Source organism: Sinomonas soli, assembly GCF_054782415.1.
The window spans coordinates 116,284-130,249 of record NZ_BAAGSN010000019.1 but is presented as its reverse complement, the minus strand read 5'-3'; the positions used below and the strand labels follow the sequence as shown (position 1 = coordinate 130,249).

Below are 13,966 nucleotides of genomic sequence, written 5' to 3'. Positions count from 1 at the left end.
GTGAGGAACTACTTGATGATCTTGGTCACGCGGCCCGAGCCAACGGTGCGGCCACCCTCACGGATGGCGAAGCCGAGGCCCTCTTCCATGGCGATGGGCTGGATGAGCTGGACAGTCATCTCAGTGTTGTCGCCGGGCATGACCATCTCGGTGCCCTCGGGGAGGGTGATGACGCCGGTCACGTCCGTGGTACGGAAGTAGAACTGCGGGCGGTAGTTCGAGTAGAACGGGTTGTGACGGCCGCCCTCGTCCTTCGAGAGGATGTAGACGTTCGCCTCGAAGTCGGTGTGCGGGGTGATCGAACCCGGCTTCACGACGACCTGGCCACGCTCGACGTCCTCGCGCTTGATGCCGCGGAGCAGGAGGCCACAGTTCTCGCCGGCCCAAGCCTCGTCGAGCTGCTTGTGGAACATCTCGATGCCGGTGACGGTGGTCTTCTGGACCGGACGGATGCCGACGATCTCAACCTCGGAGTTGAGGGCGAGGGTGCCACGCTCGGCGCGGCCGGTCACGACCGTGCCACGGCCGGTGATCGTGAAGACGTCCTCAATCGGCATGAGGAACGGCTTGTCGCGGTCACGGACCGGATCCGGGATGTTCTCGTCGACGGCCTCCATGAGGTCCTCAACCGACTTGACCCACTTCGGGTCACCCTCGAGGGCCTTGAGGCCCGAGACGCGGATGACCGGAGCGTTGTCGCCGTCGAAGCCCTGCGAGGACAGGAGCTCACGGACCTCCATCTCGACGAGATCGAGGAGCTCCTCGTCGTCGACCATGTCAGCCTTGTTCAGCGCGACCAGCAGGTACGGCACGCCGACCTGTCGGGCGAGCAGAACGTGCTCGCGGGTCTGAGCCATCGGACCATCAGTCGCCGCAACCACGAGGATGGCGCCGTCCATCTGCGCCGCACCCGTGATCATGTTCTTGATGTAGTCAGCGTGGCCCGGAGCATCGACGTGAGCGTAGTGACGCTTCTCCGTCTGGTACTCGATGTGGGAGATGTTGATGGTGATGCCGCGCTGGCGCTCCTCAGGAGCGGAGTCGATCTGCGCGAAGTCGCGCTTCTCGTTGAGGTCGGGGTACTTGTCAGCAAGCACCTTCGAGATGGCAGCAGTCAGCGTCGTCTTGCCGTGGTCAACGTGGCCGATGGTGCCGATGTTGACGTGCGGCTTAGTCCGCTCGAACTTTGCCTTCGCCACTTGTTCCTCCTAGAACTGGATTCAGAAGACTGCTTCCAGCCGCGCCTTTCGCAACTGAAACTTGTGCAAGTCTACTGTGGGCTGTGTTTTTTCGTGAAATCACGCGGAAGCCGGCTCCCGCGCGGAGGGCGACCCGCCGTCGTCGTGCGTCCCGGCCCCTTCGGACCGGTGCCGGCGGCGGGCCGCGATCGCTGGACTACTCGCCGCGCGACTTCTGGATGATCTCGTCGGCGACGGCCTTCGGGACCTCGGAGTAGCTGTCGAACTGCATCGAGTAGACAGCACGTCCCTGGGTCTTCGAGCGAAGGTCGCCGATGTAGCCGAACATCTCGGACAGCGGCACGAGGGCGCGGATGACCTTGACGCCGACAGCGTCCTCCATGGCCTGGATCTGGCCACGGCGGGAGTTCAGGTCGCCGATGACGTCGCCCATGTACTCCTCGGGCGTGCGCACCTCGACGGCCATGAGCGGCTCGAGGAGCACCGGGTTGGCGCGACGTGCGCCCTCCTTGAACACCTGCGAACCAGCGATCTTGAACGCCATCTCCGAGGAGTCGACGTCGTGGTAGGCGCCATCCGTGAGGGACGCCTTGACGCCCACCATCGGGTAGCCAGCCAGGATGCCGAACTGCATGGCGTCCTGGATGCCCGCGTCCACGCTCGGGATGTACTCGCGCGGGACGCGACCGCCGGTGACGGCGTTCACGAACTCGTAGAACGTGCCCTCGGCCGTGTCGAGCGGCTCGAACGTGACCTGCACCTTCGCGAACTGGCCGGAACCGCCAGTCTGCTTCTTGTGCGTGTAGTCGACCTTCTCGACCTTCTTCTTGATGGTCTCGCGGTAGGCCACCTGCGGCTTGCCCACGTTGGCCTCGACCTTGAACTCGCGGCGCATGCGGTCCACCAGGATGTCCAGGTGGAGCTCGCCCATGCCGCCGATCTCGGTCTGGCCGGTCTCCTCGTTGAGGGAGACGGTGAACGTCGGGTCCTCAGCGGAGAGCTTCTGGATGGCGGTGGAGAGCTTCTCCTGGTCGCCCTTGGTCTTCGGCTCGATGGCCACGAAGATCACGGGCTCGGGGAAGGTCATCGACTCGAGGACGATCGGGTTCGCCATGTCGCACAGCGTGTCGCCGGTCGTGGTGTCCTTGAGGCCGATCACCGCGTAGATGTGGCCAGCGTGGAGCTCCTCGACGGGGTTCTCCTTGTTGGCGTGCATCTGGAAGAGCTTGCCGAGGCGCTCCTTCTTGCCCTTGGTCGAGTTCAGCACCTGCATGCCCGAGGTCGCCTTGCCCGAGTACACGCGGATGAAGTTGAGCTGGCCGAAGAACGGGTGCGCGGCAATCTTGAACGCCAGAGCGGAGAACGGCTCGTCCTCGCTCGGCTTGCGGGTCATCTCGACCGTCTCGTCCTTCGGGTCGTGGCCGATCATGGCGGGCACGTCGAGCGGGGACGGGAGGTAGTCGATGACCGCGTCGAGCATCGGCTGGACACCGCGGTTCTTGAACGCGGAGCCACAGAACACGGGGTAGATCTCCGAGTTGACCGTGAGCTTGCGGATGCCGGCCTTGAGCTCCTCGAGGGTGAGCTCCTCGCCCTCGAGGTACTTCTCCGTGAGCTCCTCGGACGCCTCGGCAACGGCCTCGACGAGCTCGTGGCGGTACTGCTCGGCCTTCTCCTGCAGGTCCGCGGGGATCTCGCGGGTCTCGTAGGAGGCACCCATGGTCACGTCGCCCTTGGCGTCGCCAGGCCAGACGAGGGCCTTCATGGTGAGCAGGTCGACGACGCCGATGAAGTCGCTCTCGGAGCCGATGGGCAGCTGCATGACGAGCGGCTTGGCACCGAGGCGCTTCACGATGGTGTCGACGGTGAAGTAGAAGTCAGCGCCGAGCTTGTCCATCTTGTTGACGAAGCAGATGCGGGGCACGTCGTACTTGTCGGCCTGGCGCCACACCGTCTCGGACTGCGGCTCGACGCCTTCCTTGCCGTCGAAGACGGCGACGGCGCCATCGAGCACGCGCAGGGAGCGCTCGACCTCGACCGTGAAGTCCACGTGGCCGGGCGTATCGATGATGTTGATCTGGTTGTTGTTCCAGAAGCAGGACACGGCGGCAGACGTGATGGTGATGCCGCGCTCCTTCTCCTGCTCCATCCAGTCGGTCGTCGAGGCGCCGTCGTGCGTCTCGCCGATCTTGTGCGTCATGCCCGTGTAGAAGAGAATGCGCTCGGTCGTGGTGGTCTTGCCGGCATCGATGTGCGCCATGATGCCGATGTTGCGGACCCTGCTGAGGTCGGTAAGCACGTCGAGTGCCACGGTGTCTCCCTGTTTGTCCTAAATGGCTGCACGTTCGCCGCCGGCCCTCGTGGGGCCGGCGGCGAACCCTGGTATTACCAGCGGTAGTGGGCGAAGGCCTTGTTGGACTCGGCCATCTTGTGCGTGTCCTCGCGGCGCTTCACTGCGGCACCGAGGCCGTTCGAGGCGTCGAGGATCTCGTTCTGGAGACGCTCGGTCATCGTCTTCTCGCGGCGGGCCTTCGAGTAGCCGACGAGCCAGCGGAGGGCCAGCGCGGTGGCGCGGCCGGGCTTGACCTCGACCGGAACCTGGTAGGTCGCGCCGCCGACGCGGCGGGAGCGGACCTCGAGGGTCGGGCGGACGTTGTCCATGGCCTTCTTGAGCGCCGCGACGGGATCGTTGCCCGTCTTCTGGCGCGCGCCCTCGAGAGCACCGTAGACGATGCGCTCGGCGGTGGACTTCTTGCCGTCCACGAGGACCTTGTTGATGAGCTGCGTCACGAGCGGCGAACCGTAGACCGGGTCGACGACGAGAGGACGCTTCGGGGCAGGGCCCTTACGAGGCATTACTTCTTCTCCTTCTTGGCGCCGTAGCGGCTGCGGGCCTGCTGGCGGTTCTTGACACCCTGGGTGTCGAGGGCGCCGCGGACGATCTTGTAGCGGACACCGGGAAGGTCCTTCACGCGGCCGCCGCGCACGAGCACGATCGAGTGCTCCTGGAGGTTGTGGCCGACGCCGGGGATGTACGCCGTGACCTCGACGCCGCCGTTGAGGCGGACGCGCGCAACCTTGCGGAGCGCGGAGTTCGGCTTCTTCGGGGTCGTGGTGTACACACGGGTGCACACGCCACGACGCATGGGGCTGCCCTTGAGGGCAGGGGCCTTGGTCTTGGAGACCTTCGGCGTGCGGCCCTTCCGGACCAGCTGCTGAATAGTAGGCACTATCGCTCCGTCTTTGTACTTGCGTACGTCGTTGAACTTCCGCCCACGTCGCCCCGTGATGGAGGGATTCGGTGGACGCTGTCGGTTGCTTCGCACTTCCGCGGCAACCGACCGTAGGCGTGCAAAAGTGTGGCATCCGTTGCGCACCAACCCCGCAACCCGGAAACAGGCCCCGTCGCCGCTGAGTCCCGGGGGACTTTCCCGACGGCCTTCATCCACTGCCACACAGAAACAATCGAAGAAAGCCTATCACGGGCCGGCTGCTGGACCGAATTGCCCTCCCCCGGCCGCCCGGCCACTCGGCGGATGAGAGGCGGGCGGGACGCCGGACGGCCGGCACCCCGAGGGGTGCCGGCCGTCCGGACTCTGGCGTACTGCGGATCAGCGGTAGTCGCCGCCGAGGTCGTAGTCGTCCAGCGGGATCGCGTGGAACTCCTGGACCCCGTCGCCGTTCAGCGGATCGTAGGCGAAGTCGCTGAACGCGCTCGGACCGGTGAAGAGCGTCGCCTTGGCCTCCTCGGTGGGCTCGACCGTGATGTCCGTGTAGCGGGGAAGACCCGTACCGGCCGGGATGAGCTTGCCGATGATGACGTTCTCCTTGAGGCCGAGCAGCGGGTCGCTCCTGCCCTCCATGGCCGCCTGCGTGAGGACGCGGGTGGTCTCCTGGAAGGACGCGGCCGAGAGCCAGGACTCCGTGGCGAGCGACGCCTTGGTGATGCCCATGAGCTCCGGCCGGCCAGACGCCGGACGCTTGCCCTCGGACACCACGCGGCGGTTCTCGTCGCGGTAGCGGCGGCCCTCCGCGAGCTCGCCGGGCAGCAGGTCCGTGTCACCGGACTCGATGACCGTGACGCGGCGCAGCATCTGGCGGACGATGACCTCCACGTGCTTGTCGTGGATGCCGATGCCCTGGCTGCGGTACACGCCCTGGACCTCGTCGACGAGGAACTTCTGCGCCTCGCGCGGGCCCTGGATGCGCAGGACCTGCTTCGGGTCGACCGGGCCGTTGATGAGCTTCTGCCCGACGGTGACACGGTCGCCGTCCTCGACCAGGAGACGCGCACGGCGGGAGACCGGGTAGGCGATCTCCTCAGTGCCGTCGTCCGGGGTGAGGACGATCCGCAGCTGCTTCTCGGTGTCCTCGACCGCCACGCGGCCGGCGGCCTCGGAGATCGGGGCCACACCCTTCGGGGTGCGGGCCTCGAAGAGCTCCTGGATACGGGGCAGACCCTGCGTGATGTCCTCGCCACCGCCCGCCGACACGGCGCCACCGGTGTGGAACGTACGCATGGTGAGCTGCGTGCCGGGCTCGCCGATGGACTGCGCGGCGATGATGCCGACGGCCTCGCCGATGTCCACGAGCTTGCCGGAGGCCAGCGAGCGGCCGTAGCACTTCGCGCAGGTGCCCACCGCGGACTCGCACGTGAGGACCGAGCGGACCCGGATCTCCGTGATGCCCGCGTTGATGAGCTGGTTGATCAGCACATCGCCCAGGTCGGCGCCGGCCTCGGCGAGGACGGTGCCCTCGGAGTCCGTGACGTCCACCGCGAGCGTCCGGGTGTACGCCGTGTTCTCGACGTTCTCCTCGCGCATGAGCTCGCCGTTGTGGTCCGCGACCGCGATCGTGACCATGAGGCCGCGCTCGGTGCCGCAGTCCTCCTCGCGCACGATCACGTCCTGCGAGACGTCGACGAGACGACGCGTCAGGTAGCCCGAGTTGGCGGTACGGAGGGCCGTGTCCGCCAGACCCTTGCGGGCGCCGTGCGTGGCGATGAAGTACTCGAGCACCGACAGGCCCTCGCGGTACGAGGACTTGATCGGGCGCGGGATGATCTCGCCCTTCGGGTTCGCCACGAGGCCGCGGATGCCGGCGATCTGGCGGACCTGCATCCAGTTGCCTCGGGCGCCGGAGGAGACCATGCGGTTGATGGTGTTCATCTTCGGCATGGACTCACGCATGACCGACGCGATCTCGGTGGTCGCCTTGTCCCAGATCTCGATGAGCTCGGAGCGGCGCTCCTCGTCGTCGATGAGACCACGGTCGTACTGGCTCTGGATCTTCGCCGCGCGGTCCTCGTAGCCGGCCAGGATCGCCGGCTTGGCCTCGGGGACGGCGATGTCGGAGATCGCGACCGTGACGCCCGAACGCGTGGCCCAGTGGAAGCCGGCGTCCTTCAGGTTGTCGAGGGTCTGGGCCACGACGACCTTCGGGTAGCGCTCCGCGAGATCGTTGACGATCTTCGAGAGCTGGCCCTTGTCCGCCACGGACTCGACCCACGGGTAGTCCTCGGGCAGGGTCTGGTTGAACACGACCTGGCCCAGCGAGGTGTCCACGAGCGCCGGCGTACCGGGCTCCCAGCCCTCGGGCGCGGGGCGGTCCTTCGAGGGCACGAAGCCCTCGAGCCGGATCTTCACCTGCGCGTTGAGGTGCAGCTCGCGGGCATCGTGCGCCATGATCGCCTCGGCGACCGAGGAGAACACGCGGCCCTCGCCGACGGCACCCTCACGCTTGGTGGTGAGGTGGTACAGGCCGATGATCATGTCCTGCGAGGGCAGGGTGACCGGACGGCCGTCCGACGGCTTGAGGATGTTGTTCGAGGAGAGCATCAGGATGCGCGCCTCGGCCTGGGCCTCGGGGCTCAGCGGCAGGTGCACAGCCATCTGGTCGCCATCGAAGTCGGCGTTGAACGCCGCGCAGACGAGCGGGTGCAGCTGGATGGCCTTGCCCTCCACGAGCTGCGGCTCGAACGCCTGGATGCCGAGGCGGTGCAGGGTGGGTGCGCGGTTGAGCAGCACTGGGTGCTCGGTGATGATCTCCTCGAGCACGTCCCAGACCTGCGGACGGTAGCGCTCCACCATGCGCTTGGCGCTCTTGATGTTCTGCGCGTGGTTGAGGTCCACGAGCCGCTTCATGACGAACGGCTTGAACAGCTCGAGCGCCATCTGCTTCGGCAGGCCGCACTGGTGCAGCTTCAGCTGCGGGCCGACGACGATGACCGAACGGCCCGAGTAGTCGACGCGCTTGCCGAGCAGGTTCTGGCGGAACCGGCCCTGCTTGCCCTTGAGCATGTCGGAGAGCGACTTGAGCGGGCGGTTGCCCGGACCCGTCACCGGGCGGCCGCGGCGGCCGTTGTCGAACAGCGAGTCCACAGCCTCCTGCAGCATGCGCTTCTCGTTGTTGACGATGATCTCCGGCGCACCGAGGTCAAGCAGGCGCTTGAGGCGGTTGTTGCGGTTGATCACGCGGCGGTAGAGGTCATTCAGGTCGGAGGTCGCGAAGCGGCCGCCGTCGAGCTGGACCATCGGGCGCAGCTCCGGCGGGATCACCGGGACGGCGTCCAGGACCATGCCGGTCGGCTTGTTCTCCGTGGTGAGGAACGCGTTGACGACCTTGAGGCGCTTGAGCGCACGGGTCTTCCGCTGGCCCTTGCCGTTCTGGATGATGTCGCGGAGCGAGTCGGCCTCGGCCTCCAGGTCGAAGGACTGGAGGCGCTTCTGGATCGCCTCGGCGCCCATCGAGCCCTCGAAGTACATCCCGTAGCGGTCACGGAGCTCGCGGTAGAGAGCCTCGTCGCCCTCGAGGTCGGCGACCTTGAGGTTCTTGAAGCGGTCCCACACGGCCTCGAGGCGCTCGATGTCGGCGTCCGCGCGCTTGCGGATCGTCGCCATCGTCTTGTCGGCGAGGTCGCGGGCCTTCTTCTTGTCCGCGGCCTTGGCGCCCTCGGCCTCGAGCTTGCCGAGCTCCTCCTCGAGGTCGCGGGCGACCGCGGCGATGTCGGAGTCGCGGTTGTCGACGAGGCGCTTGCGCTCGAGGTCGTGCTCAGCCTGGAGGTTGGGCAGCTGCTCGTGGCGGCGCTCCTCATCGACCCGGGTGATCATGTAGGCCGCGAAGTAGATGACCTTCTCAAGGTCCTTCGGGGCCAGGTCGAGCAGGTAGCCGAGGCGCGACGGGACGCCCTTGAAGTACCAGATGTGCGTCACGGGCGCGGCGAGCTCGATGTGGCCCATGCGCTCGCGGCGGACCTTGGCGCGGGTGACCTCGACGCCGCAGCGCTCGCAGATGATGCCCTTGAAGCGGACGCGCTTGTACTTGCCGCAGTAGCACTCCCAGTCCCGCGACGGGCCGAAGATCTTCTCGCAGAAGAGGCCGTCCTTCTCGGGCTTGAGGGTGCGGTAGTTGATGGTTTCCGGCTTCTTCACTTCGCCGTGCGACCAGGTACGGATGTCATCCGCGGTCGCCAGGCCGATCTGCATGAGGCCGAAGGAGGATTCGTTGGACAATGTGGTCCCTTATCTCTCGTGTCTGGAAAGTCTTGCTGCTGCCGGTGACGGTGGAGAGGGTCAGACCTCTTCGACGGAGCTGGGCTCGTCGCGGGAGAGGTCGATGCCCAGTTCCTCGGCAGCAGTGAAGACTGCATCATCGGCGTCGCGCATCTCGATCGTCTGGCCGTCGGCGGAGAGGACCTCCACGTTCAGGCACAGCGACTGCATTTCCTTGATGAGGACCTTGAAGGACTCGGGGACGCCCGGCTCGGGGATGTTCTCGCCCTTGACGATCGCCTCGTAGACCTTCACACGGCCGTGGATGTCATCCGACTTGATCGTCAGGAGCTCCTGGAGCGTGTACGCAGCACCGTAGGCCTCGAGGGCCCACACCTCCATCTCGCCGAAGCGCTGGCCGCCGAACTGCGCCTTACCACCGAGCGGCTGCTGGGTGATCATGGAGTACGGGCCAGTGGAACGGGCGTGGATCTTGTCGTCCACGAGGTGGTGCAGCTTCAGGATGTACATGTAGCCGACCGAGACCGGGTCCGGGAACGGCTCACCCGAACGGCCGTCGAACAGCTGGGCCTTGCCGGAGGCACCGATGAGCCGCTCGCCGTCACGGGTGACGTTGGTGGAGTCGAGCAGGCCCGAGATCTCCTCCTCGCGGGCACCGTCGAACACCGGCGTGGCCAGGTTCTGGTTGGGGCCCGTCTCGCGCGGCATGTTCGGCAGGTTCTTGATCCACTCCGGCTCGCCCTCGACCTTCCAGCCGGTCTTGGCGATCCAGCCCAGGTGAAGCTCGAGGACCTGGCCGACGTTCATGCGGCCCGGCACGCCGAGCGGGTTCAGGACGACGTCGACCGGGGTCCCGTCGGCGAGGAACGGCATGTCCTCCACCGGCAGGATCTTGGAGATGACGCCCTTGTTGCCGTGGCGGCCGGCGAGCTTGTCGCCGTCCGTGATCTTGCGCTTGGCGGCCACGTAGACGCGCACGAGCTGGTTCACGCCCGGGGGCAGCTCGTCGTCGTTGTCGCGGTCGAACACGCGCACGCCGATGACGGTGCCGGACTCGCCGTGCGGGACCTTCAGGGACGTGTCGCGCACCTCGCGGGACTTCTCGCCGAAGATCGCGCGCAGCAGGCGCTCCTCCGGGGTCAGCTCGGTCTCGCCCTTCGGGGTGACCTTGCCGACCAGGATGTCGCCGGCCTCGACCTCGGCGCCGATGTGGATGATGCCGCGCTCGTCGAGCTGGGCAAGCACCTCCTCGGACACGTTGGGGATGTCGCGCGTGATCTCCTCGGCACCCAGCTTGGTGTCGCGGGCGTCGATCTCGTGCTCCTCGATGTGGATCGAGGAGAGAACGTCCTCGGCCACGATCCGCTGGCTGAGGATGATCGCGTCCTCGAAGTTGTGGCCCTCCCACGACATGAACGCGACGAGGAGGTTCCGGCCGAGGGCGAGCTCGCCCTGGTCGGTGGCGGGCCCGTCAGCGATGATGCCGCCGAGCTCGAGGCGGTCGCCCTCGTTGACGAGCACGCGGTGGTTGTAGCAGTTGCCCTGGTTGGAGCGGGAGAACTTGCCGATGCGGTAGTTCGTCTCCGTGCCGTCGTCGTTGAGCATCACCACGAGGTCCGCGGAGACCTCGGTGACGACGCCCGCCTTCTTGGCCACGACGACGTCGCCCGCGTCCACCGCAGCCGAGCGCTCCATGCCGGTGCCGACGAACGGCGCCTCGGAGCGGACGAGCGGCACGGCCTGGCGCTGCATGTTCGCACCCATGAGGGCGCGGTTGGCGTCGTCGTGCTCGAGGAACGGGATGAGGGCCGTCGCGACCGACACCATCTGGCGCGGGGAGACGTCCATGTACTCGACCTCGTCGGCCGGAACGAGCGTGGGCTCGCCACCGCCGCCGCGCTGGCGGACCAGGACCATCTCCTCGGCGAAGGAGCCGTCCTCGTTCAGCGGCGAGTTCGCCTGGGCGATCTGCACCTCGGCCTCGTCGTCGGCCGTGAGGTAGTCGACCTGGTCCGACACGATCCCGTTGGACACCTTGCGGTACGGGGTCTCGATGAAGCCGAACGGGTTGATGCGCCCGTAGGAGGCCAGCGAGCCGATGAGGCCGATGTTCGGGCCTTCAGGGGTCTCGATGGGGCACATGCGGCCGTAGTGCGACGGGTGCACGTCGCGGACCTCCATGCCCGCGCGGTCGCGGGACAGGCCGCCCGGGCCGAGGGCCGAGAGGCGGCGCTTGTGGGTCAGGCCCGAGAGCGGGTTGTTCTGGTCCATGAACTGCGAGAGCTGGGAGGTTCCGAAGAACTCCTTGATCGCAGCCACGACCGGGCGGATGTTGATCAGGGTCTGCGGCGTGATCGCCTCGACGTCCTGCGTGGTCATGCGCTCGCGGACCACGCGCTCCATGCGGGACAGACCGGTGCGGACCTGGTTCTCGATGAGCTCGCCGACCGCGCGGATGCGGCGGTTGCCGAAGTGGTCGATGTCGTCGACCTCGACGCGGACGTCGATCTCCTCGCCGTCGCGGGTGCCCTTGATCGACTTCTCGCCGGCGTGGAGCGCCACGAGGAACTTGATCATGGCGACGATGTCCTCGATGTGGAGGATGGACGCCGTCGGGTCCGAGAGCGGGCGGTCGATGCCGAGCTTGCGGTTGATCTTGTAGCGGCCGACCTTCGCGAGGTCGTAGCGCTTGACGTTGAAGTACAGGTTGTCCAGGAGGGACTGCGCGGCGTCGACCGTCGGCGGCTCGCCCGGACGCAGCTTGCGGTAGATGTCGAGGAGGGCGTCCTCGCGGGTCTCCGTGGTGTCCTTCTCGAGGGTCGCGCGGATCGAGTCGTACTCGCCGAACTCCTCGAGGATCTGGCCCTCGGTCCAGCCGAGCGCCTTGAGCAGCACGGTCACCGACTGCTTGCGCTTGCGGTCGAGGCGCACGCCGACCTGGTCGCGCTTGTCGATCTCGAGCTCGAACCAGGCGCCGCGCGACGGGATGATCTTCGCGGTGAAGATGTCCTTGTCGCTCGTCTTGTCCGCGGTGCGCTCGAAGTACGCGCCCGGGGAGCGGACGAGCTGCGAGACGACGACACGCTCGGTGCCGTTGACCACGAACGTGCCCTTGTCCGTCATGAGCGGGAAGTCGCCCATGAACACGGTCTGCTGCTTGATCTCGCCCGTGTTGTTGTTCATGAACTCGGCCTTGACGTACAGCGGGGCCGAGTAGGTGGCGTCGCGGTCCTTGCATTCCGCCATGGTGAACTTCGGATCGGCGAACTCCGGATCCGAGAAGCTCAGGGACATGGTGCCCTGGAAGTCCTCGATCGGGGAGATCTCCTCGAAGATGTCCGACAGGCCGGACGTCGTCGCCACACTGTCGTCGCCCTTCGCCTGGGCCTCGGCCACACGGGCCTGCCAGCGCTCGTTGCCGACGAGCCAGTCGAAGCTCTCGGTCTGGAGGGCGAGGAGATTCGGAACATCCAGCGGTTCGTGAATCTTGGCGAATGAGAGCCGGCGGTTTGCACCGTCGGTGGTAGCGGTTTGGGTTTCAGAGGTGCTCGAGGCGACCAAGAGGGATCCTTCCACAGACCTTCAGGATTGTCCGCACCCTCCCCCGACGGGGCCTTGGCCCGCAGAACCTGATGGTTGACCGCATGACCGTCCCGAGAGCCCACCGCTATATGAAGGCACCACCGGTTAACAGCTGTTAAAAGGGAGAACGCAAAGATTTACCATACCCCAGATGGGCGCACGTGTCTACCGCACACCGCGCGTCGGGTCAAGTGTCCCCGTGGCGTAGGCCGGAATCGCCGTCGATCCGGCCGCCGTACGAACAGGTCGCGAACCACACTGTACACCCGGCGTCCGCGGGGCGGCCTCTGGCGCTGCCGGGGGCAGGTGGCGGTAGCCTGATGGACACCACAGGGACCTGATGCCCGTCTCGGGCACTGCAGGCACGTCAGATTCGGGAGCGAAGCCATGAGCAACGACGACGTTGTGATCCTGTCCGCCGCGCGCACGCCACTGGGCCGCCTCAACGGCCAGCTCGTCTCGTTCACCGCGGTGGAGCTGGGCACCCACGCCATCGCGGCGGCGATCGGGCGGGCAGGCGTCGGCGCCGACGCCGTGGACGCGGTGATCATGGGCCAGGTGCTCCAGGCGGGCGCCGGGCAGAACCCCGCGCGACAGAGCGCGATCGCCGCCGGCGTCGGCTGGGACGTGCCGTGCGTGACCATCAACAAGGTCTGCCTCTCCGGCCTCACGGCCGTGATCGACGCGGCCCGGATGATCCGCGCCGGGGACGCCACCGTGGTCGTGGCCGGCGGCCAGGAGTCGATGTCCCGGGCCCCGCATGTGCTCCCCGGATCGCGCCAGGGCTGGACCTACGGCACGGTCGGCGCCCTCGATGTCGCCGCGCACGACGGCCTGACGGACGCCTTCGACGGGCAGTCGATGGGCCTGTCGACGGAGACGCGGAACCTGGCCCTCGGGATCAGCCGCGAGGCCCAAGACGAGGTCGCGGCCGCCTCGCACGTGCGCGCCGCGGTCGCGCAGAAGGAGGGCGTGTTCGACGACGAGATCGCCCCGCTCGAGGTCAGGCAGCGCAAGGGGGACCCGATCCTCCTGTCCGCCGACGAGGGGGTCCGGCCCAACACCTCCCGCGAGACCCTCGCCCCGCTGCGCGCCGCCTTCGCCACCGACGGCACCATCACCGCCGGCAACTCCTCGCCCCTCTCCGACGGCGCGGCCGCCCTGGTCCTGACCAGCCGCGCCTACGCCGAGGAGCACGGGCTGGACTGGCTCGCCGTGGTCGGCAGGCCCGGGCAGGTGGCCGGCCCCGACAACTCGCTCCACTCTCAGCCCTCGCACGCGATCTCGCAGGCCCTCTCCCGCGCGCAGTGGACCACCGCCGACCTCGACTTCATCGAGATCAACGAGGCGTTCGGCTCGGTGGCCGTCCAGTCGCTCAAGGACCTCGACTACCCCCTTGAGAAGTGCAACATCCACGGCGGCGCGATCGCCCTCGGCCACCCGATCGGCGCCTCGGGTGCGCGGCTCGCCGGCCACGCCGCCCACGAGCTCGCCCGGCGCGGCTCCGGCAGGGCCGCCGTGGCGCTGTGCGGCGGCGGCGGCCAGGGCGAGGCCCTCCTCCTCTACCGCGACTGAGGGGGCTGCAGTGACGCACGACGGCGGGGGGTCGGCTCCGGCGGCAGGCGAGGGGCCGGCGTCGGCCGCGGCCGGGGACGGGCATGCGCGGTTCCTCGC

General features: G+C 67.4%; 7 protein-coding genes. 1 reads left to right on the top strand and 6 read right to left on the bottom strand.

The features are described from left to right. Nucleotides 1-8: 8 nt before the first annotated feature. The 6 genes from tuf to rpoB all read right to left on the bottom strand — a co-directional run bounded on the left by tuf (nucleotide 9) and on the right by rpoB (nucleotide 12,271). Nucleotides 9-1,199: an elongation factor Tu gene (tuf, locus tag ACYVKZ_RS18165; protein ID WP_066499550.1), complete on the bottom strand. Its 1,191-nt coding sequence runs from the start codon at nucleotides 1,197-1,199 to the stop codon at nucleotides 9-11. A gap of 196 nt (nucleotides 1,200-1,395) precedes the next feature. Continuing rightward, nucleotides 1,396-3,510: an elongation factor G gene (gene fusA / locus ACYVKZ_RS18160; RefSeq protein WP_307004524.1), complete on the bottom strand. Its 2,115-nt coding sequence runs from the start codon at nucleotides 3,508-3,510 to the stop codon at nucleotides 1,396-1,398. A gap of 74 nt (nucleotides 3,511-3,584) precedes the next feature. Next, complete coding sequence (gene rpsG, locus ACYVKZ_RS18155; protein ID WP_066499554.1) at nucleotides 3,585-4,055, bottom strand: 30S ribosomal protein S7; 471 nt, start codon at nucleotides 4,053-4,055, stop codon at nucleotides 3,585-3,587. Next, a complete protein-coding gene (rpsL, locus tag ACYVKZ_RS18150) occupies nucleotides 4,055-4,429 on the bottom strand; it encodes a 30S ribosomal protein S12 (RefSeq protein WP_043119407.1) in 375 nt (124 codons plus the stop codon). Before rpsL ends, rpsG begins: the two co-directional genes overlap by 1 nt. A gap of 381 nt (nucleotides 4,430-4,810) precedes the next feature. Beyond that, nucleotides 4,811-8,710 carry a DNA-directed RNA polymerase subunit beta' gene (locus ACYVKZ_RS18145; RefSeq protein WP_460993639.1) on the bottom strand — a complete coding sequence of 1,300 codons (3,900 nt, stop codon included), beginning with the start codon at nucleotides 8,708-8,710 and terminating at the stop codon, nucleotides 4,811-4,813. 60 nt (nucleotides 8,711-8,770) lie between these two features. Next, complete coding sequence (gene rpoB, locus ACYVKZ_RS18140; protein ID WP_066499558.1) at nucleotides 8,771-12,271, bottom strand: DNA-directed RNA polymerase subunit beta; 3,501 nt, start codon at nucleotides 12,269-12,271, stop codon at nucleotides 8,771-8,773. Nucleotides 12,272-12,679: 408 nt separating this feature from the next. On the opposite strand from rpoB, the gene ACYVKZ_RS18135 reads away from it, so the two are divergent. Then, entirely contained in the window at nucleotides 12,680-13,867 is a 1,188-nt protein-coding gene (locus tag ACYVKZ_RS18135; RefSeq protein ID WP_460993638.1) for an acetyl-CoA C-acetyltransferase, read from the top strand. Nucleotides 13,868-13,966 lie beyond the last annotated feature (99 nt).

Excerpts from the sequence above, each read along its gene's own strand:
- rpsG (WP_066499554.1), bottom strand. The coding sequence starts at position 4,055 with ATGCCTCGTAAGGGCCCTGCCCCGAAGCGTCCTCTCGTCGTCGACCCG.
- ACYVKZ_RS18135 (WP_460993638.1), top strand. The coding sequence starts at position 12,680 with ATGAGCAACGACGACGTTGTGATCCTGTCCGCCGCGCGCACGCCACTG.